General features: G+C 71.3%; 15 protein-coding genes. 5 read left to right on the top strand and 10 right to left on the bottom strand.

The window, feature by feature from the left end; all coding sequences use genetic code 11:
- On the bottom strand, nt 1-1,170 hold the full coding sequence (locus ACZ39I_RS33115; protein ID WP_467248619.1) for an alanine--tRNA ligase-related protein: 1,170 nt from the start codon (nt 1,168-1,170) through the stop codon (nt 1-3).
- Nucleotides 1,171-1,350: 180 nt separating this feature from the next.
- Nucleotides 1,351-1,749 carry an ANTAR domain-containing protein gene (locus ACZ39I_RS33110; protein ID WP_467248618.1) on the bottom strand — a complete coding sequence of 133 codons (399 nt, stop codon included), beginning with the start codon at nt 1,747-1,749 and terminating at the stop codon, nt 1,351-1,353.
- 206 nt (nt 1,750-1,955) lie between these two features.
- Between ACZ39I_RS33110 and ACZ39I_RS33105 the strand changes: the two genes are divergently transcribed.
- Complete coding sequence (locus tag ACZ39I_RS33105; protein ID WP_467248617.1) at nt 1,956-2,915, top strand: helix-turn-helix transcriptional regulator; 960 nt, start codon at nt 1,956-1,958, stop codon at nt 2,913-2,915.
- A 255-nt stretch (nt 2,916-3,170) separates the two neighbouring features.
- Nucleotides 3,171-4,883, top strand: a complete 1,713-nt coding sequence (locus ACZ39I_RS33100; RefSeq protein ID WP_467248616.1) for a hypothetical protein — start codon at nt 3,171-3,173, stop codon at nt 4,881-4,883.
- A gap of 65 nt (nt 4,884-4,948) precedes the next feature.
- Here ACZ39I_RS33100 and ACZ39I_RS33095 read toward each other — a convergent pair whose 3' ends face one another.
- The 6 genes from ACZ39I_RS33095 to ACZ39I_RS33070 form a co-directional block, all read right to left on the bottom strand.
- Entirely contained in the window at nt 4,949-5,590 is a 642-nt protein-coding gene (locus ACZ39I_RS33095) for a cutinase family protein (RefSeq protein ID WP_467248615.1), read from the bottom strand.
- Between the two features lie 81 nt (nt 5,591-5,671).
- Nucleotides 5,672-6,904 (bottom strand): PucR family transcriptional regulator, encoded by a 1,233-nt coding sequence (locus ACZ39I_RS33090; protein ID WP_467248614.1) that lies wholly within the window; start codon nt 6,902-6,904, stop codon nt 5,672-5,674.
- A gap of 122 nt (nt 6,905-7,026) precedes the next feature.
- Entirely contained in the window at nt 7,027-7,950 is a 924-nt protein-coding gene (locus tag ACZ39I_RS33085; RefSeq protein ID WP_467248613.1) for an alpha/beta hydrolase, read from the bottom strand.
- 22 nt (nt 7,951-7,972) lie between these two features.
- Nucleotides 7,973-11,920 (bottom strand): beta-ketoacyl synthase N-terminal-like domain-containing protein, encoded by a 3,948-nt coding sequence (locus ACZ39I_RS33080; protein ID WP_467248612.1) that lies wholly within the window; start codon nt 11,918-11,920, stop codon nt 7,973-7,975.
- Nucleotides 11,917-13,629: a fatty acyl-AMP ligase gene (locus ACZ39I_RS33075; RefSeq protein ID WP_467248611.1), complete on the bottom strand. Its 1,713-nt coding sequence runs from the start codon at nt 13,627-13,629 to the stop codon at nt 11,917-11,919. The genes ACZ39I_RS33080 and ACZ39I_RS33075 overlap by 4 nt, the downstream gene beginning before the upstream one ends.
- 25 nt (nt 13,630-13,654) lie before the next feature.
- A complete protein-coding gene (locus ACZ39I_RS33070; protein WP_467248610.1) occupies nt 13,655-15,196 on the bottom strand; it encodes an acyl-CoA carboxylase subunit beta in 1,542 nt (513 codons plus the stop codon).
- A gap of 404 nt (nt 15,197-15,600) precedes the next feature.
- On the opposite strand from ACZ39I_RS33070, the gene ACZ39I_RS33065 reads away from it, so the two are divergent.
- From ACZ39I_RS33065 to ACZ39I_RS33055, 3 genes are all read left to right on the top strand, one after another.
- The gene (locus ACZ39I_RS33065; RefSeq protein WP_467248609.1) at nt 15,601-16,032 is read left to right on the top strand and encodes a DUF485 domain-containing protein; all 432 of its coding nucleotides are present in this window, start codon (nt 15,601-15,603) and stop codon (nt 16,030-16,032) included.
- A complete protein-coding gene (locus ACZ39I_RS33060) occupies nt 16,026-17,618 on the top strand; it encodes a solute symporter family protein (RefSeq protein WP_467248608.1) in 1,593 nt (530 codons plus the stop codon). The genes ACZ39I_RS33065 and ACZ39I_RS33060 overlap by 7 nt, the downstream gene beginning before the upstream one ends.
- 108 nt (nt 17,619-17,726) lie before the next feature.
- Entirely contained in the window at nt 17,727-18,395 is a 669-nt protein-coding gene (locus tag ACZ39I_RS33055) for a YceI family protein (RefSeq protein WP_467248607.1), read from the top strand.
- Between the two features lie 72 nt (nt 18,396-18,467).
- Here the strand turns inward: ACZ39I_RS33055 and ACZ39I_RS33050 are convergent, their stop codons facing one another.
- Both ACZ39I_RS33050 and ACZ39I_RS33045 read right to left on the bottom strand, forming a co-directional pair.
- Nucleotides 18,468-19,865, bottom strand: coding sequence for a cytochrome P450 family protein (locus tag ACZ39I_RS33050; RefSeq protein WP_467248606.1), 1,398 nt, complete (start codon nt 19,863-19,865; stop codon nt 18,468-18,470).
- Between the two features lie 157 nt (nt 19,866-20,022).
- Entirely contained in the window at nt 20,023-21,141 is a 1,119-nt protein-coding gene (locus ACZ39I_RS33045) for a glycoside hydrolase family 53 protein (protein WP_467248605.1), read from the bottom strand.
- Between the last annotated feature and the right edge of the window lie 81 nt (nt 21,142-21,222).

Genomic DNA, 21,222 nt, shown 5'->3' with positions numbered 1-21,222 from the left:
TCACTCCTCTCGGCGCAGGCTCAGCACCAGGTCGCGGGGCAGACCGTGGGTGTCGTGGAGGTACTCGTAGTCCTGCTCGCTCAGCGGCCCCCGGTACCGCGGCCCGGACAGCAGACGCCGGCCCCGCTCCAGCAGTCTGTCGAACCGGCGTTCCTCCTCCAGCAGCACGTCACGGACGAGCCCTGTCCCGCAGTCCGTGCGGAAGTGGTCCAGCGTGTGCTGGAGGAGCTCGACCGGAAGGTCGGAGAGGGTGCGGGACGGGTCGTCGCGCCGCAGGGTGGTGAGCAGGCGGCGCACGACGCGGCGCAGGACGTAACCGCGGCCGGTGTTGGACGGCCGTACCCCGTCGCCGATGACGACGACACCGGAGCGCAGATGGTCGCTGACCAGACGCAGCGAGGGCACGTCGAGCGGCCACAGGGGCGGCAGCAGTCGCATCCAGGGCTCGAACAGGTCGGTGTCGTAGACCGAGTCGCGACCCTGAAGGACGGTGACCAGGCGTTCCAGCCCCATGCCGGTGTCGATGCCGGGACGCTCGAGGGGCTGGAGCGAGCCGTCCTCGAGGCGCCGGTAACGCATGACGACGTGGTTCCAGATCTCCACCCAGCGCGGGTCGGTCGTGGGGGTGCCCCGCGGTGGGGTGCCGCCGGTCCACACGAAGATCTCCGAGTCGGGGCCGCACGGGCCGACGGGCCCGTTGGACCACCAGTTGTCCTCCCCGGTGAGCTCCACGGGGACCTCCAACTCTTCCCAGGTGCGCAGGGATTCGAGGTCGGGGCCGACCTGCTCGTCACCGCCGAAGACCGTGACGTGGAGTCTGTCGTGGGGGATGCCGAAACCGTCGCGGAGCAGCTCGTACCCCCAGCGCAGGCTCTGCGAGTGGCCGTAGTCGCCGAGCGACCACGAGCCGAGCATCTCGAACACCGTCAGGTGGGTGGAGTCACCGACCTCGTCGAGGTCGGTCGTTCGCAGACAGCGCTGCACATTGACGAGACGGCGGCCCCGGGGATGCGGGCGGCCCTCCAGATAGGGAGTGAGCGGATGCATGCCCGACGTGGTGAAGAGCACCTGGTCCCCGGGCGGTGGCAGCAGGGTGCTGCCCGTGATCAGGTGATGTCCGCGCTCGCGGTAGAAGTCGGTGAAGACGCCTACGGTCCGGTCCGTGTCCATGGCGGTGGTCCTTCGGTCTCGTGGGACCGGAAACGACCACGGGAACAGCGCGAGAAGAGGCCCTGCACCGGCGGTCCGTTTCCGGCCGCCGGGGGAGAGGGGGGAGGTCAGGCGTCGGCAGCCGGTGAGCTGGTCGCTCGCGCGGCTGCGGTGTGGGTACGGCTGATGACCTCCATGTGATCAACGGTACGCACAGGTCTCCTGCCCGTCACCCGATTTTCCCGGGGAGGGCGATGCCAGGACTCGTGTACCGATGTACCGGCCGACGAGCGACCGGTCCCCGTGCTCGGCCCGTGCCTCGACCAGCGCCCTGCGCAGGGCCCGGCGGATCTCCGCGGGCAGGCTGCCGGCCTCGGGCCAGCGCACGACGTGCTGAGCGACGTCCCGCAGCTTGACGTTGGTGTGCTGGGACACGGTCTTGAGGACCTCCCACCCCTGCTCGGGGCGGAGACCGCTGAGGGCGAGGACGACTCCGATCGCCTGGTCGACGACGGCGTGCGAGACAAGGGCCTGCCGGAGCTGGGCGACTTCCGTCTGAAGTTCTTCGATCTGCTCGACCAGCTCTTCGCGTTCCGTCATGTACAGCCTGTCGCCCTCTTCACCCGTTGCCCGGCGACTCCGGCGGTCGCCGCCCGTTCCAGCCTGCACACCGTGGACCGCCCGTGGCGAGCCGACAGACGCACACCCTGTGAGCCGGCAGGACAGAAAACGAAACGCCATCCGCAGCATGGCGCCATTCGCGGGTAGGCGCGAAAGAAATGCAGAGAGTGGGAGGCCCGGGCGCGATGGAGACGCTGACGTTCGACAGCGACGATCTTGAACGGACCGAGGAGTTCCTCAGTCACGCCTACGCGAAGATGCGCATCGGCAACGGCACCCCGGACAGCAGCCGGGCGCGGATCCACCGCAGCGCCATCGACTCGGTCAGCGTCGACGAACTCGACCTGGACTTCGACATGAGCTACGCCGTCACCCCGCTGGGGCGGATCTGCCTGTGCGTGGTCCACGAGGGCACCATCGAGGACCACGTCTACCAAGGAGTCTCGGACTCCTTCGGCCCCGGCGACGTGGTGTCCTTCGCCCCGCCCGAGCTGTCCTACGCGGGCCGTGTCCACGCGGCCCGCTACAACATCACCATGCTGGACCCCGACCTGCTCACCCAGGTCGCGGCGACCGCGGACACCCGCAGACCGGAACCGGTCCGGCTCACCGGCCACCGACCCCTCAGCCCCGCGGCGGGCAACCGGCTGCGGGCGACCATCCGCTACGTGCAGGACCATGTCCTGGCGGACGCCGCCGTCGCCGACGAGCCGCTGGTGGCCTCCACCGCCGCCCAGCACCTGGCCGCGGCCGTCCTGAACACCTTCCCCAACACCGCGTCCACCGACCCCACCGGCTCCGACCGCCAGGACGCCCACCCCGCCGCCCTGCGCCGCGCCCTCTCCTACATCGACGACCATGCCGACCAGCCCCTGACCGTCGCCCAGATCGCGCGGGCGGCCCACATCAGCGTCCGCGCGCTCCAGTACGCCTTCCGCCGTCACCTGGACAGCACCCCGCTCGCGTATGTCCGCCGGGTCCGCCTGTCCCACGCCCACGACGAACTGGCGGCCGCCGACCCCGAGAACGGTGTCACGGTCACCGACATCGCCGCCCGCTGGGGCTTCTCGCATCCGGGCCGCTTCGCCACCCTGTACCGGCACACCTACGACCGCTCACCGCGCCATACCCTGCGCGACGGCTGAGGCCGCGGCGCGCTGGGGCAGTACGGCTCGACCGGCGCACCGCCGCTGCGCACCTGGATCGACGAGTTCCACCGCGACCTCCACCTGGGCGAGAGCGGCCGCCTCCACAGCGAGTTCGCCGCCGACCGGCTGTGGGCCGGCTTCGTCCTTCTGTCGGCGACCGTGCTCTGCGGCTGGTGACAAAGCGTCCACCGGGCCCTGCGTTCTTGTGAGCAACTCCCGAGGGCGTGGCCCGCGCCGCCCTACGGTCCCAGCATGAAGACGAGTCGCAGCAGAGGAGACAGGTGGCGCACCGCAGCGCTGGCGGTGCTGCTGACCACCGGGGCGGTCGCCGTGTCGTCCCCCGACGCCCAGGGAGACAGCGCGAGAACCGAGACCGCCGTGGGCACGACCGCCGGCGTCACCGAGACCGTGGTGCGGGTGAAAGCCCCCCTGCCCGCGTCCTTCGGCGCTCGGCCCGCGGCGTGTGACTGGCTGTCGTACCTGCGCTACCGGTCCGCCGACGGCCCCGCCGCATCGGCGGACGCCGACCGGGTCCTGGTCGCCCAGCCGGGCATCCTGGAAGGCGCCGGAGCCTTCGACAGCGTCGCCCGCAACACCGTGACCCGCGCCGCCGAGCAGGGCCGGCACATCGAGTTCTGGGCCCTCGACCGGCGCTCCAACTGCCTGGAGGACCGCACCGGGATCGCCTCCGGGGACCAGCACACCGCCGTCGACTACTACTACCGAGGCAAGCAGGTCCAGGGCCACACCTTCGCCGGGTTCGTCGGCAACGACAAGCTCGGATGGATGGCCAAGCTCGGCATCGAGCAGACCGTCCGCGACGAATACGACCTGCTCACCGCCGAACTGCCCGACCGGAGCGTCCGCAAGGACAAGGTGCTGTGCGGCGGCCACTCGCTCGGCGGTGTCATCACCGGCTACTTCGCCGCCGCCGACTTCGACGGCAACCCCGCCACCACCGCCGACGCCGGACACAACCAGTGCGCCGGCTACTTCGCCCTCGACACCACCGTCTCCACCTCGCTCGGTGACCTGAGCGGCAGCATCCCGGACGACACCAACCTGCCGGACATCGGCCTCGGGTACGGCGTCGTCCAGGCCGGACTCGACAGCGGAGTGTTCCCGCGCTCCCTGTCCGCGCCCGTTCTGCTCAACCCCGAGACCATGACCCTGCTCGCCATCGCGGGCGTGGGCGCCCTGCAGAATCCGGGCGGCGAGGCCGACCTGCCGAGCTATCTGCCCGCCAACACCAACATCGAGGCCACCAACCGCTTCCTGTTCTCCAAGGACACCGCCACCTTCCTCACCGGCTCCCCCGCGGTGAAGGACTTCCGGCTCTCCAACCAGGCGGTGCTGGGCTCTCTGATGGACGACCAGTCCGTACCGCTCGCCTTCCTGCAGAGCAGCGTGGGCTTCTTCGACGGCGGTCCCATCACCGACAAGAACTTCCCCGCCGTCAACGGGAGTTCATCGCAGCCGGGCCTCTTCGGCACCGAGTACAAGGCCATCCCGGCCGTGCCCCACGGTCCGCTCTACACCTGGCGCAACTACGACCGGGTCGGCGATCCGGACGACCCCGGGTACCGGTCCTCGGACGGGACGCCGTTCACCAACGCGGGCAAGGAGGTCACCGACATCCAGGAGCTGGCGCGCAGCATGGCCGCACAGCCGCTGGACTTCACCGAGCAGTACTTCCCGACCAAGCTCGTCACCGACCTCGAACTGTCCACCTCCCCCCAGGTCAAGCGGCTGGTCGTGCACCCGGACGGGCTCACCGCCAACCCGACGCTCACCGTCCTCGCGGGCGACGGACTGCTCGCCGGGCGGGCCCCCGCCGACCTGCACCCCGTGATCGCGGACGGCTACCAGCACCTCGACGTGCTGACGGCGGCGCCGGTACAGAACAACGGCCGGCCCGAGCCGGTGTCCACCGCCCTCACCGAGTTCGCCCGCACACCCCGATAACCACCACAAGGGGGAAGGGCCCGGGAGGAGTTCCTCCCGGGCCCTTCCGTATGCCGTCGCCCGGCTCAGACCTTGCCGGCGGCGAAGGTCGCCGCCGCGTCGGCGTTCGCCGTGTAGCCCAGGTGTGCCAGCGTGTCGTTCCCGCCCGCCTCGCAGACGGGGTCGCCCTTGGCACAGAAGTCGATGGTGCGGCTCTGGTACGTGCCGGTGACGCTCTTGCCGATCGCCCGGATCGGGTTGCCGAACAGCAGCACCGCGGCCACCCGGGACTGAAGTGTGGCGGGAATGGTGGCCACGATGGGACTTCCGACCACCGCACCGGCGCTGCTGATGCCGATGGAGTTGTCGACGACGTTCGCGCCCTGCGAATAGCCGACCAGAATGAAGCGCTGGTTCGGACACGAGGACGCCTGGCTGTTCACGTGGTTCACCAGATCCGCGTTGCCCTGTGCGGCCGAGGTGAGGGACAGGTCCGCGGGGTAGTTCACCTTGTAGCTGGTCAGGCTCCGGCCCGTGAGTTTCCTCTGCAGGGAGGAGTACACCGGGTCGCCGACGATCAGACCGAGGTTGCCCGGCTCGAACGTGCCGCGAGCGGAGACGACGTCGATGTCCGAGCAGGCCGCGGCGGATGCCGACGGTGCCGTGACGGTGGCCACCCCGGCTCCGCCGATCAGCGAGAGCGCGGCGAGGTACAAGCGAATGCGCATGGGGGGATCCTTTTGCGGGTGGGGCGTGTGAAACGCCGTGGAAAGGATGTCCCGAAGGTATTCGCTTGACCAAGCACTGTGTTATGGACGGGAATTCAAGAATTCCTCGTTCTTTTGTGCGGTGGTGAGTGCCAGAATGAGATCCAGCCGGGCACCGGGATCGTGCAGGGCGTCACCGAAGACTTTCTCCAGCTGCCGCAGCCGATAACGCACCGTCTGCGGATGGACATGGAGACGGGCGGCGACGTCGGGCACATTGCTGCCGCTGAGCAGCCACGCCAGCAGGGTCTCGGCGAGCCGCTCCCGCTGCCCCTCCGACACCGTGTCGAGCGGCGCGAGGGCTCGCGCCCGCAGCTGGTCGAGCATCGGCTCGTCGCTGTGCAGCAGCAGAGTCGACAGGTGGTCCGCGCAGCGCACCACCCCCTGCCGGGGGAGGATCCCGCGTCCCATCAACCCCAGTGCCCGGATGGCCCAGCGCAGCGACTGGGCGGCCTCCGCGAGCGGCACCGTCGGCCCGATCGCGGCCGGCCGTCCGCGCAGCGCGAGGCTGAACGCCCGCCCGCCGAAACGCGCGGAGCCGTCCGGGTCGGGGATCAGCATCCGCGGCGGCCGCGACTCCATGTCCACCAGCGCCCCCGCGGCGGCCAGCGGCCAGTCCTCCTCCCGCTGGTCCGGGGTGGCCGCGAGCGCGACGACCGCGACCTGCTTGGGCACCGTCCACCGGGCACCGTGCGCCAGATCCTGCACCGCCGCCGGCGCGACCGGCCCCTCGCCGAGCAGCAGGTCCAGCAGGCGTCTGCGGCGCCGTTCCAGCTCGTCCGTGTTGTGCGAGCGCACCTCGGAGTACCCGGCCGCCGCTGCCTCGGCGACCTCGTGCACCGTGCGGAAGGCGAGTTCGCCGAGCGCCGTGACCACCGCGGAGTCGAGGCCGAGCTCCTCCGCCGTACGGCCCATCAGCCGCCAGGCGTGCAGCCCCCCGACCCGCAGCGCGGACTGCAACGCGTCCAGGCTGCGCCCCTCCAGGGCCTCGCCGCGCCCGAGCTCGTAGTACGTCGCCGCGATCTCGTCCCCACGCCTGCGCGGGTCGGCGATGTGGTCCACGAACAGGGTCAGCGCCTGCACCACACCGGCTCTGAGGTGTTCGCGGTAGGTCCCGTCGGCCGGGCGCGCGTACTCGGGCACCTGCCGGCGGACCTCCTCCTCGACCTCGTCGGCGACGTCCTCCAGCTGGGAACGCAGCAGCTCGGCGAGGTCCGGCTTGAAGGGGGCGGCGCCGAGATTCTCCGGAGCACCGTGCGGGACTGGGGTGGCCAAAGGAGGCCCTCCTTTCACCCGGAAGCGGCTCACCCGCGGGCCGTTGCCCGTGGGACGAGGGGTAAGTCCTGTGTTGGACGGACGTCCCCTGCGTTGCGTTCCGTGTCCCGACGGTACCGACTTCACTGCGGCACCCCCAGCCCTCGCGCGAGCATCGGCCACGATGCGGTGAACTCCTGCTTCCAGTACGCCCAGCTGTGCCCTCCTCCTGGGTAGAAGTGCGTGGTGACCGGGATGCGCAGCAGCGCGAGCGTGTCGGCGAAGCTGTGCGCGGAGGGCCACAGCGCGCTCTCCAGGGCCTCCGGCAGCCAGTCACCCGTGCCCCCCGCCAGCCCGCTGCCGCTGGAGACGTACAGGGCGGTGCCGCGCAGTCCCACCGCACGGTCGCGCGGGTTGAAGTCGCGCCAGGTGAGCAGGTTCAGGAACGGATTGCCCCACAACGAGGTGGGCACCAGGTTCTCGCGGGCCACGATGGCGTCCATCAAGGTGGGCACACCGGGCGCCCTGGTGTCGAGGATCCCGCTGTAGGAGGCAGCCGCCGTGAACATGCCGGGATGCCGGGCCGCGTGCGCCATGGCGCCGTAGCCACCCGTGGACACCCCCGCGACGACCTGTACCCCGGAGGCCCGGTAGTCGCGGGCGAGCAGTGCCGGAACCTCCTTCAGCTGGAAGGTCTCGTAGTCGGGGCCGCCGCGCCAGGCGGTGGGAATGCCCGTGGGTCCCGCGTCGGGCATCGCCACGATCAGGTCCCGGCCCGCGGTGAAGGCCTCGATGTCCGTCTCCCGCGTCCAGGAGGTGTAGTCGTCGTGGGCGCCGTGCAGCAGGTACAGCACGGGATAGGTGCGGGTGGCCCGCGCGTCGAACCCCGACGGCAGGATCAGCCGCACCGGGGCGCTGCGGCCCAGCGCGGCCGAGGACACGGACACGTCGACGGTGCGGGACCCGAGCGCGGAGGCGGTCCGGGCGCCGAACAGGACGGCCAGACCGGCACCTGCCGCGGCCTTGGTGACGGTACGGCGGGACACTCCGGTGGTGCGACGGTGCATGGCGGCTCTCCTCGGATCACGTTCAGTGGGTCCCTGCGGCGAGCTCGCGCCCCAGGTGGGCGGCGATCTCGTCGACGTACGGCGGGTCGAGCAGTGACAGGTGGTGTCCCCCCACCGGTACGACGGTCAGGTGCGGGCACACCTCGTCCCAGCCCAGCGCCTGGTCCTCGCGCTCGTAGGCGGGGTCGCGCACGGTGTGCGGAGCGGGCTCCGTGGCCCGGAACAGGACCACCCGCCCGTCGTACCGGCCCGGCCGGTGGGCCTCGCCGATCCTCAGGTCCAGATAGGAGGAGCGCTGGTGATCCAGGGCGGCGGCCGGCAGATCGGCGGACGCGCGCAGGATGTCCAGCACGGTGTCGATGCGTTCGGCGTCGTCGTCCATCGCGACGAGATCGTCGTACGGCAGCTTCAGGGAGACCCCGTAGGCGTCACGGACGTGGTGGGCGAACCCCTCGAAGTGGGCGCGGAGCCGGTCGGCCGGTGTGCGGTCCGGCTGGGGGAGGGGCCGTACCGAGTCGATGAGCACCACGCGCTCCACGTCCCGTCCTGCGGCGGTCAGTTGGCGCGCGGTCTCCTGGGCGACGAAGCCGCCGAAGGACCAACCGCCCAGCAGGCAGGGCCCGTCGGGGTGGACGGCGGTGATGGCCTCGGCGTAGCGGCGCGCCTTCTCGGTCACCGTCGGGGCGTCCTCGAGGCGTTCGAGACCGTACACGGGCCGCTCGTCGCCGAGGCGTTCCGCGAGCGTCCGGTAGACGTCGGTCGTTCCGCCGGCGGCGTGCACGAGGAAGAGCGGGGGGCGGCTGCCGGTGACGCGCAGCGGGCGTACCGGGCCGGTCCGGACGCGGTCGGCCACGTCCTGGACCGTGGTGGCGCCGAGCAGGTCGCGCAGCGGCAGTTCGACGGCGAACTCGCGCCGCAGGGCGGTGCGGATCCGGACCGCCATCAGCGAGTCGAGCCCGAGGTCGGCCAGCGCGGTGGCGGGGGTGATGCGGCCGCCGGGGTGGCCGGTGACGGTGGCGATGTGATGGCACAGGCGGGCGGCGACGGAGGTGTCCACGGTGTCCTCGCCGACCTCGGCCACTTCCGGCACCTGTGTCCGCACCTTGGTGGGTGACGCCCCCCGCCCGTCCGTCCACCAGTGCCGCACATGTTTCCAGCGCGGCACGGGCAGGTCGACGACCCGCCCCGGCGGCAGCGGGAGCCGTCCGCCCGCGCAGTTCAGGGCCCCCACCTGGGTGAGGAAGTCGGCGCATCCGCAGGCGTCCCGCCGCAGTGTGCCGATCGCGAGGGCACCGGGCACGTTGTCGGTGACGGCCCGGGCCAGGACCGGGTGCGGGGAGATCTCGACGAAGGCGGTGTGACCGTCGGCCGCGGCCGCGGCGACGGCCCGGTCCAGCCGTACGGGCCGCCGCAGGTTCGCGGCCCAGTGCGCGGCGTCGAAGACACAGTCGCCGCGCGGATCGTCCAGGACGGTGGAGTAGACGGGCACCCGAGGCGCTCTGCCTCCGACGTCGGCCAGGGACTCGCTCAACTCGCCCAGCAGCGGCTCCACCTGGGGCGAGTGCCCGGCGCCGACGACCCGCATGGACCGAGCGGTCCGCCCCCGCTCCTGCAGCCACCGCACGAGTCGCGCCACCGCCGGTTCCTCACCGGTGACGACCTTCTGCCCGGGCGAGGAGTGGACGGCGACATGTACACCGGGGAAGTCCCGGTCCAGGATGTCGAGTTCACCGTCGGCGAGGTCGACGACCGCCATGGCCCCGCCCCGCAGCCGGCTGAGCAGCCGGGCCCGTACGGCGACGATCCGGGCGCCCTCCGCCACGTCCAGGGCGCCCGCGCACACCGCGGCGGCCACCTCGCCCAGGGAGTGACCGATGACCGCGGCGGGCTCGACGCCGTAGGAACGCCACAACTCGGCGAGCGCCACCTGGAGTCCGAACAGGACGGGCTGGGCCACCTCCAGCCGGTCGAGCCCGCTCCCGGACGCGAGACGGTCGTACAGCGACAGTCCGCACTCCGCGTCGAGCTTCTCCACGGCGGCGGCGAAGGCGGGCTCCTCGGCCAGCAGCCGGCGCCCCATCCCGGCCCACTGGCTGCCGTACCCGGAGAAGACCCACACCGGGCCGGGACCGACGCGATCACCCTCGCCGGTCACGACCTGCCCGTGCGGGCGTCCCTGCGCCAACGCCTTCAGCCCGTCCGCGAGTTCGGCGCGGTCGCGGGCGACCACCGCGGCCCGCACGCCTCCGCGGCCCGTCCGTCCGGCCAGTGTGCGGGCCACGTCGGCGGGGTGCGCGGCCGCTGTCGGCAGCCAGTCGGCGAGCCGGGCCGCGGTGTCCCGAAGCCGCTCCTCGTCCACGTCGGACAGGAGGTGGAGGCGGGCGCCGGGTTCCTCGGCCGGGTGCGAGGGCAGGACGCCGGGGCGCCATTCCTCCAGTACGGCATGGGCGTTGGTGCCGCCGAACCCGAAACCGGAGACCCCGGCGACGGCCGTACCGCCGTAGCGGGGCCAGGGTTCGTCCTCGGTGACCACGCGCAGGCGTACGTCGTCCAGGGCGCTGCCCTCGGCGCAGTGCAGGGACGGCGGGATGACGTCGTGGTGCAGGGCGAGCACGGTCTTCACCAGTCCGGCGACGCCCGCGGCGGACTCCAGGTGCCCCAGGTTCGACTTCACGGAGCCGAGCAGCAGCGGCTGGTCGGGGTCGCGGTCCACGCCGAGTACCGCGCCGAGCGCGCCCGCCTCGATCGGGTCGCCGAGCGGGGTGCCGGTGCCGTGCGCCTCGACGTAGTCGACGTGGGCGGGGGCGAGTCCGGCCCGGGCGTAGGCGGTGGTCAACAGGGCCTGCTGGGCGGCCGGGTTGGGGGCGAGGAGGCCGTTGGAGCGGCCGTCGGAGTTGACGGCCGTTGCGCGGATGACGGCGAGCACGCGGTCGCCGTCCCGCTCGGCGTCGGACAGCCGTTTCAGGAGCACGGCCGCGCAGCCCTCACCGCGTCCGATGCCGTCGGCGTCCGGCGAGAACGGCTTGCACCGCCCGTCCGGCGCGAGGGCTCCGGCCCGCCGGAACGCCATGCTGACGGTGGGGGAGAGCAGCAGGTTGACGCCCGCGGCGATCGCCGTGTCGCTCTCGCCGGTGCGCAGGCTCACGCAGGCGTGGTGCACCGCGACCAGCGAGGAGGAGCAGGCGGTGTCCACGGCCATGCTCGGCCCGCGGGTGTCCAGCACGTACGCCAGCCGGCCCGCGGTCACGCTCAGCGCGCCGCCCGCCGGGGCCCAGGGATCGACGGCCGCCGGGTCGGCGCCGGTGAGCGAGCCGTACTCCGGGGCGGAGACCCCGACGAAGACACCGGTGGCGGTGCCCGCGAGGGAGGCGGCCGGGACGGCGGCGTGGGCGAGGGTTTCGTGGACGACCTCCAGGAGGATCCGCTGCTGCGGGTCCATGACGGCGGCCTCGCGCGGAGTGATCCGGAAGAAGTCCGCGTCGAACCCGGCGATGTCGTCGAGGTAGCCGCCGTAGCGGGGAGCGTCCTCGGGCGGGAAGGGCGTGAAGTCGCGCCAACGGTCCTCGGGGACCCGTCTGATCGCGTCGACGCCGTCGGTCAGCAGCCGCCAGTAGTCCGCCGGACCGTGCACCCCGCCGGGCAGACGGCAGCCGAGGCCGATGACGGCGACGGGCTCCGACGGGGAAGCCACCGCCGCGGGCACCGGCGCCGGCGGCGCACTCTGCGACGGCGTCCGGCACAGGTGCGCCACCAGCGCCTCCCCGGTGGGTGCCTCCCACAGCAGCGTCGGCGGCAGCTCCCGTCCGGTCAGCCGGGCGAGGTCCCCGGCCAGCACGACCGCGTCCCGCGAGGACATGCCGAGGTCGGCCAGCGGCCGGTCCATCGGAACCTCCGCGACGGCCGTGCCGGTCCACCCGGCGACGCGCTCAGCGACCAGTCGGCGCACCGCGCCCGCGTCGACGGCCCTCACGCGGCGCCGCCCGTCCCGTAGGCACCCGCCAGATACCGCTCACGCGTCAGCGCCCGCGACACCTTGCCGCTCGACGTCCGCGGCACCGTGCCGGGCGGGACCAGGAGCACATCGGCGAGCCGCAGCCCGTGCCGCCCGGACACGGCCGCACGCACGGCCCGCACCAGAGCCGGTACGTCGATCTCGGCGAGGCTCGTGGTCCGTGCGTGCTCGGCCACCACGACCACCCGCTCACCGGAGGCGCCCGCCACCCCGAACGCGGCGAGCCGGTCGCGCCGCACCGCCGGATGCGTGTCCTGGACGGTGGCCTCCAGGTCCTGCGGGTAGTGGTTGCGTCCGTCGACGACGATCAGGTCCTTCAGCCGGCCGGTGACGATCAACTGCCCCTCCAGGACCGTCCCCAGGTCACCGGTGCGCAGCCGGCCGTCCGTGCCGAAGACGCGCCGGGACTGCTCGTCCCGGTTCCAGTAGCCGCGGCCCACGTTGGGACCCCGCACCTGGATCTCGCCGACCTCGCCCTCGGACAGGTGGGCGCCGGAGACCGGATCGACGATACGGACCTCCTGCCCCACCGGAGTACCGCAGCCCGCCAGCAGCACGGCCCGGGGATCGTCGGGCCGCGCGGGCAGCGCCTTCCCCTCGGCGAGCGCGTCCCGGTCGAGGGCGAACCGGCGCACCGGCTCGCCGGGCCGAGCGGCGCTGACGAAGACGGTCGCCTCGGCGAGCCCGTACGAGGGGCAGTGGGTCTCCGCGACGAGCCCCTGGGCGGCGAAGGCGGCCTGGAACCTGTCGGCCGTGGTGGGGCGGACCGGCTCGCTGCCGTTGATCAGCGCGACGACCCCGTCCAGCCGCAGATCCGCCTTCTGCGCCTCGGTCACCGTCGAGGCGCAGTAGTCGTAGGCGAAGTTGGGTGCCGCGCTCAGCGCCCGCGGATGCGCGGACAACAGCCGCAGCCAGCGCGCGGGTTCGTGCAGGAAGGCGACCGGGTCCATGAGCACCGACAGCACCCCGCGCACGACGGGGGCGGCGACACTGAGGACGAGCCCCATGTCGTGGTAGAGCGGCAGCCAGCCCACACAGGTCACCGGATGGACGTCGGCACCGTAGGCGCCCAGCGCCTGCCGGGCGTTGGCGACGACGTTGGCGTGCCCGATCTCCACACCCGCCGGGGTGCGCGTCGATCCGGAGGTGTACTGGAGGTAGGCGATCTCCCCCTCGGGCGGCGGCAGTTCCCTCGCGGCTCCGTCGGGCACCTGGTCCACGGCGACGACCCGCGCGGCGGTTTCCCCGCACAATCCCCGCACCTCGTCCAGGACCTGACTGGCCGTCACAACTACCGCGGGTTGCGCGTCCGCCAGGACGGCCGCGAGCCGGTCGCCGTGCCCGGGCAGACCGGGCGGATACATCGGTACGGCGACCATTCCGGCCGCGAGCGCCCCCAGGAAGCCGGTGACGTACTCCAGCCCCTGGGGGCACAGCACGGCGACCCGGGCCCCGGGCTCGGCCTCCTCGGCGAGCCGGGCGGCCACCGCCCGTACCCGCACGTCCAGCCGGCGCCAGGTCAGGGTGCGGTGGACACCGCGTGAGTGCGGGGCGGGATGGCCGACGAAGGTGAAGGCCCGGCGGTCCGGGGTGGTGTGGGCCCAGTGGCGTACGTACTCCGGCAGACTCCGGAACGCGGGGGCGAGCGGGGGACGGGGGATGTCCATCGGGCAGGTCTCCTCGCGAGGCAGATCAGAGCGGGATGTTGCCGTGCCGGCGCTCCGGCATCGGGGAGCGCTTGCCGCGCAGCGCGCGCAGCGCACGGCAGATGTGGTCACGGGTGTCGCGCGGGGCGATGACGGCGTCGACGTACCCGCGCTCGGCGGCGAGGTAGGGCGTGCCGTGCGTGCTCTCGTAGGCGTCCACGAGACGGGCCCGCAACGCCTCGGGGTCGTCGCAGGCGGCGAGTTCACGCCGGTGCAGGACTCCCACCGCGCCCTCGGCACCCATCACCGCGATCCGCGCGGTGGGCCAGGCGAGGTTGATGTCGGCGCCCAGGTGCTTGGAGCCCATCACCGCGTACCCGCCGCCGTACGCCTTGCGCACCACCACGGTCACCTTCGGCACGGTCGCCTCGGCGTACGCGTAGAGCAGTTTGGCGCCGCGCCGGATGATCCCGGCCTGCTCCTGGCGGACCCCGGAGAGATACCCCGGCACATCGGCGAAGGTCAGCAGCGGAATGCCGAACGCGTCGCAGAACCGCACGAACCGCGCGGCCTTTTCGGAGGCGTCGATGTCCAGCACCCCGGCCGCGTGCAGCGGCTGGTTGGCGACGACTCCGACGGATGTGCCCTCGACGAGGGCCAGCGCGCAGATGATGTTCGGCGCGAACAGCTCCTGCACCTCCAGGAGTTCACCGTCGTCGACGACCGCCCGCAGGATGTCCCGCATGTCGTAGGCCTGCCCGAGCCGGTCCGGCACGATCTCGTCGAGCGGCACGTCGGTAGGGGGCGGCAGCGGGGCGTACTGCGGGGGCCGCTCCAGGTTGTTGACGGGCAGGTACGACAGCAGCTCCCGTACGGTGTCCAGGGCCTCGGTCTCGTCGGCGGCGAGGAAGTGGGCGTTGCCGTTGAGGGAGTTGCTGGTGCGGGCGCCGCCCAGCTCCTCGGCGCTGGTGCGCTCCCCGGTGACGGCCTCGATGACGTCGGGCCCGGTGACGAACATGTGCGAGGCACCGTCCACCATCACGGTGAAGTCGGTGATGGCGGGGGAGTAGGCGGCCCCGCCGGCACACGGGCCGAGGACGACGGAGATCTGCGGGATCACCCCGGACGCCTGGACGTTGCGGCGCACCAGCTCGGCGTAGAGGGCGAGCGAGACGACGCCCTCCTGGATGCGGGCGCCGCCACCGTCGTTGAGCCCGATGACCGGGCACCCGGTTCTGAGGGCGAGGTCCATGAGCGCCACGGTCTTCTGGCCGAATGCCTCGCCCATGCTGCCGCCGAAGACCGTGGAGTCCTGGGAGAAGACACAGACGGGACGCCCGTCGACCGTGCCGTACCCGGTGATCACACCGTCGCCGTAAGGGCGGTCGGCGTCGTCCCCGGCCGGTCTGGCCCGTACGAACAGTCCGGTCTCGGTGAACGAGCCGGAATCCAGCAGCAGGTCGATCCGCTCCCGGGCGCCGAACTTGCCGCGTCTCCTCGGCCGGTCCGCGGCCACGGCCTGCGCCCGGCGGGCTTCGAGCGCGAGCACGCGGTCGGCGGTGCGGTCGGGCAGACGTGTCGTCGTCACCTCTAGTGTCACAGCCACCTCCGAAGTGGCCTTCGAATATGGCAGCGCCTCCGGCGCGGGCCGAGCCCAACGCCGTTCTGTTTGCGCGAGGTGAGTCCCGGGAGGCCGGCCTTAGTCCGTGCGTGACAAGGACCGGTGCACGACGAGGACCTCCCCTGTGCACCGCATTTGAGACAACCTGGCCGGAGGAAAGGTGCAGACCTGTTCCGGAGGTCGGCCTTTTTGCAGGCCGCGGGATTCCGGGTACGTGAATCGAAGCGTGCGAATGAGTCAGTTCCCTGATTCGGTTCGACCGTCCCGTTGATAGTTCAACGGGGGCGCTGCGACAATCCCGGTCCTGGCCTCGGCGCCATCCCTTCGCAGGAATTCCGGATTCACGAATCCCCCACACGTCCGCACAGCACATGGCAGTAAAGAAGGTGCATGTGTCACGGCACTCCCTGGGGCTCGGCGGGCCGCCGCCCCCCTATGACCCGTCGGTGGCCCGACAGCCCGCGTACCAGTCGCTGCGCGGTCGGCACCGGCGCTTCGGTGCCCGGGCCACGGCTGTCGCCGTCGGCGGCTTCCTCCTGTACGTCCTGCTGTCCAGCTTCGTGCCCGGCCTGATGAACACCTCCGTGAGCGGCCATCTCACGGTCGGACTGGCCCTGGGGTTGGGCCAGTTCGTGCTGATGGGCGTGATCGTGTGGCGCTACCTCGTGTACACGCGCACCCAGGTCACCCCGGTGGTGCGCGGGCTGCGCGGCCTGGCCCGCCACCACGAGAGCACGGAACGCGAACGCGCGGCCTTCGAGGCGCGCACGGTCCCCCGTGACGAGGAGTACCGCCCGTGGTGACGCTCGGCGCCACCGTCGTGGACCGCCTCAGCCTCCAGCTGACGCTCGTGCTCTTCCTGTCCGTGGTCGTCGTGACCCTGTTCACCGCGTTGCTGACCGCGCCCCAACGCGACGAGATCGGCGAGTTCTACCTCGGCAACCGCGCCATGTCCCCGCTGCGCAACGGGCTGGCGATGTGCGGCGACTACCTGTCGGCCGCGACCCTCCTGGGCAGCACCGGCCTGGTCGCCCTGACCGGCTACGACGGACTGCTCTACCTGTGCGGCACCGCGGTCGCCTGGATGATGGTGCTACTGCTGATCGCCGAACCCCTGCGCAACACCGGCAAGTTCACCCTCGGCGACACCCTGGCGATCCGCCTGTCCCGCATGCAGCGCCCCGTCCGCCTCGCCCTTGCGCTGTGCACGCTGGCCATCACCACTCTCTATCTCGTGGCCCAACTCGTCGGAAGCGTCGCGCTGTTGACCCAGTTCACCGGTGAACCCAGCGCCGCCACCCGCACCTTGTGTGTCGTCGTGATCGGCACCGTCGTCATCGTCTACGCCGCCATCGGAGGCATGCCCGGCGCCACCTTCATCCAGGTCGTCAAGGCGGTCATGCTCATCTGCGGCGTCACCGTGGCCGGGGTGATGGTGATGCACCGCTTCGACTGGAACTTCGAGAACCTGCTGGCCGCGGCCGCCGACAACAGCGGGCAGGGCGCGCGCTTCCTGGAACCCGGGCTGCGGTACGGGGGCAGCGCCACCAGCAAACTCGACTTCTTCAGCCTCCAGTTGGCCATCGTGCTCGGCCTCGCCGCCCTCCCGCACGTGATGATGCGCCTGCTCGCCCCGAAGTCGGTCGACGTCCTGCGCACCTCGGTGGTGTGGGCCATGGGCCTGGTCAGCCTCGTCTGCCTCGTGGCCGGCATCCTCGGTCTCGGCGCCACCGCCGTCCTCGGCAGCGACACCATCGCGGAGAACGACCGCACCGGGAACGCGGCCGTCCTGCTGCTCGCGCACGAGCTGGGCGGCGCAGTCCTGACCGCCCTGCTGTCCTGCCTCGCCTTCGTCACCCTCCTCGCGGTCGCCGCGGGCCTCACCCTGGCCGCCGCCTCCTCGCTCGCCCACGACCTGTACGGCGAGGTGATCCGCAAAGGCAGGGCGACCGAGACCGAGGAGCTGGCCGTGGCCCGGCTCTCGGCGGCCGTCATCGGCGTGCTCGGCATGCTGCTCGCCCTGGTCTCCTGGGGCGCCAACTCCGCGACCCTCGCCTTCCTCGCCTTCGCCATCGCCGCGTCCGCCATCCTCCCGGCCCTCGTCTACAGCCTCTTCTGGCGGCGGTTCACCGCGCAGGGCGCTCTCCTCAGCCTCTGCGGGGGACTGCTCACCTCGGTCCTCCTCGTCGTCTTCTCCCCGGTCGTCTCCTCCGCTCCCGCCTCGCTCTACCCGGACGCCGATTTCGCCTGGTTTCCCTTGCAGAATCCCGGAATCGTCTCCATCCCGGCCGGCTTCCTGCTGGGCTGGATGGGGTCGATACTGAGCCGTCCCGAAGCAAAGGAGACATACGAGGACTTCGAAGTGCGCGCCCTTGTAGGAGCCGACTAGCTGTTTAGCCCTCACTTTTCCGGGAACCGTGTGGCGAACACGTGGATATTTCGTCGACTGTGGAGCACGGCTTGCGGCAACAAGTCCCGTGCAGTAATTAGGTGATGCATGAACTTGTTCAACCGTGGCACCACGTTCCGTCGCACCGACCGCACGGAACCCGCCGACGTTTCCCAGCCCCCCACCGGGTCGTCGGCCACTGCCACAGCCGTCCTCCCCGATCCCGGACTGGCGGCCCTGACCGGGGAATGGGCCATCGACCCCGCACACAGCAGGATCGGCTTCTCGGTGCGCCACGCCATGGTGACCACCGTGCGCGGGGCGTTCCTGGAGTACCAGAGCCGCCTCTACTTCGACGGCCGTGACCCGTCCCGTTCGAAGGCGGAGATCATCATCGCGACCGGCAGCGTCGACACCGGTGTGGAACAGCGTGACGGGCACCTGGTGGGACGGGACTTCCTGGACGCCGCGACCTACCCGCGCATGCGGTTCGTCAGCACCGCCGTGGACGTGGTCGGACCGGACGTGTACCGGATGACCGGCGACCTCACCATCAAGGCGATCACCAGACCCGTGGTCCTGGAACTCACCTACATAGGCCATGTCACCGACCCGTTCGGCTACCAGCGGGCCGGCTTCGACGGCACCACCACCATCAACCGCTCCGAGTGGGGCCTCACCTACAGCAGCAGGCTCGCCGAGGGCGGCGCCATGGTCAGCGAGAAAGTCCGCCTGCAGTTCGACATCGCCGCGATCCGCACCCCTCCGGTCGGCTGACCGGGTCCCGCGGCACAGGGCGGGCCACGAACTCCTCCGAGTCCGTGGCCCGCTGCCGTGTTCCGGGGGTCGTCAGCGCCCGCGCACCAGCCCGGCCAGATAGCGCCACAGCGACGAACGCGGCCGTACGGCGGACTCGTCGGCCGGGGCGGGGTCGGCCGTGGCGGGCAGGGGCGGGAGAGGGGGCACCGGCACGGCCGGCGTGCCCGAGAGCGTGTACCGCACCGGGAGCGACCGCAGACCGCGCATGAACGGCGAGGAGCGCCACGGCAGTTGATCGACGGGCAGCGACAACTCCAGCCCCGACAGCCGCTCGAAGAGCCTGCTCACGCCGATCGCCGCCGCACCCCCGGCCAGTTCCCGCGCCGGGCACTGCCTCGGGCCGGCACCCCAGGACAGATGGGCCCGGGTGCTGATCGTCGACTCGGGGCAGACCTTCGCCGCGAAGGCCGGATCCGCGTGCGCGGCGCCGACCGACACCCACACCGGATCACCCGCCGCGATGGTGTACTCGCCGAGCCTCATGTCCTTCAAGGGGAACCGCGGCACGAAGTTGATCAGCGGCGGCTTCTGCATCACCACCCGGTTCATGGTCTCCCTGATCAGCCCCGCCGACAGGCTGGCGCTCGCGGGGAGGTTGCCGGTGATGACCTCGACGACCGTGTTGGAGATCAGGATGCCGACATGGTCCGAGGTCATGCCGAGCAGCATCATCAGCTCGCGGGACAACTCCTCGACACTCAGGCCGGGATGGGAGGCGAGCAGATAGGAGGGGAAGTCGTCGCCGGGCTCCTTCATCTTCCACGCGCCGAGCTCCGACAGGGTGGCCAGCAGCCGTTCCAGCGCGGGCCCCGCGTCCGGCCCCGCGTCCAGGACCCGCCACATGTCCATCAGCGCGTCGTCGTGCTGCGAGCCCGGAAAGCCGAGCAGATGACTGGCGACCATGAGCGGCAGCGGTCGTGAGAACTGCGCGGACAGATCCGCCCATCCGGTGCGCCCGCCCTGCGTGAACAGGGAGATCAGCTCGTCGGCGTCACGGGTGATCTTCGCCTTGAGCCGCTTGGCGACCGGGTGCCGGGGGTCCTGGAAGGGCCGTAGCGCGGTGTCCCAGGCCACCTTCAGCCCGCGGTAGCCCTCACCGCCCTGGATCAGCACATGATTGACGTCCAGCGACGGCGCGAGCGGCCAGTCCGCGGGCAGCCGTCCCTCCCGGCGGGCCCGCCAGTTCTCGAGCCCCTTCGGCCAGGCGTGGTCGTCGCGGAGGACCTCGTACGCCTCCTCGTAGCCCAGCACGAGCCAGACGGGCACGCCCAGCAGGTCGACCGGCGCCACCGGGCCGTGCGCCCGGCGCAGCCGCTCGTACACGATCGCCGGGTCCCGTTCGTAGTCGCGGGTCATGAGCGGTTCGAGGCTCATCGACTCCAGCGACTCGTGACCGGCTGCCGATCCGCTGTTCAGTTGAACCCCCATGGCTTCCTTCCCTCGCTCAGGCGCTACGCCAGAGTAATGTGACCCCCTGCGCTGCCTCCATGGCGGGGGGTGATTACCGCCCCGGCGCTGCGGGAGGCCGCGGGAACGGCGAACGGCACCGCCCGAGGGCGGTGCCGTTCCTGTGCGAAGTGGCCCTTTACGGGGTCCACTTGATGTTCGGGTTCACATTGCCGGTCCAGTTGAAGACGGCCATGTTGTCCCAGCCGTTGCCGCTGTTGTTGATGTCGGCCGGGTCCCAGCCGTTGCCGCTCACCGCGTACCAGGTGGGCTCCCAGTAGAAGACCCCGATCGCGCCGTTGCTGCGGGCCGCGTTCTGCACGGCGGTGAAGTTGTCCGCCTGGCCCTGCCAGCTGAGCGGGTAGCCCGAGCAGCCCGTCGTGATGGAGTTGGCGGTGCTGTCCGCGTTGGCCGAGGTGAACGGGTAGGCCGTCTCGGCGATGATGACGTCCTTGCCGTAGCGCGACTTCATGTCGGCCACGACACTGCCCATGTTGGCGATCGTGCCGTGCCACGGGCAGTAGTAGGACAGCCCGGTGATGTCCCAGTTGACGCCCTTGGCCTTGATGCCGTCGTAGAACCAGCGGGCGTTGGCGTCACTGTCGGCGTCGGCGGTGTGGATGATCACCTGGGTGCCGCTGTTGCACGCCTTGGTCGCGTTGTAGCCCGACTTGAGCAGCAGGCTGAGGTTGGTGAAGTCGCTGTTGACGACCTTGCCCTCGTTCCACAGCATGCCGACGTTGATCTCGTTGCCGATCTGCACACTGTCCGGGGTGGTGCCCTGCGACTTGAGGCTGTTGCAGACGTCGTACGTGTAGTTGTAGACGTCGGTCTGCAACTGGCTGATGGTGTGGCCGGCCCACGCCGCGGGCTTGTTCTGGTTGCCCGGGTCCGCCCAGGTGTCCGAGTAGTGGAAGTCGACCAGCAGCTTCAGCCCCTTGGCCTTCACCTGCTTCGCGTACGACAGCACCTTGGCCTTGTTGTTGTAGCCGCTGGCGGGGTTGTTCCAGACCCGCAGGCGGACGTAGTTGACGCCGAGGCCCTTGAGGATGTCCAGCGGGTCCTTGGCGGTGCCGCTCGCGTCGTAGTACTTGGCACCGAGGTCGAGGGCGCGCTGCGCGGTCGACACATCGGCACCGCGCATGGTGAGCGTCCCGGCGGCAGAGGCGCTGGGCGTGGTGAGCAGGGATGCGGGCAGGGCGAGGGCCGCCAGGAGCATGGCGACCCTCACGAGGCGGCGTGGACCTTTGACGGTCATCCCGACCTCCTTGTCTGACATGACCATGTGGATTCGTTCTGGGAACGCTCACAGTACGAGGCGTGATGAGGACTGTAAATA

The sequence above is a fragment of the Streptomyces sp. NPDC024687 genome, from assembly GCF_055559055.1.
The sequence above is the reverse complement of the archived record's forward strand: the minus strand, read 5'-3'. Positions and strand labels throughout refer to the sequence as shown.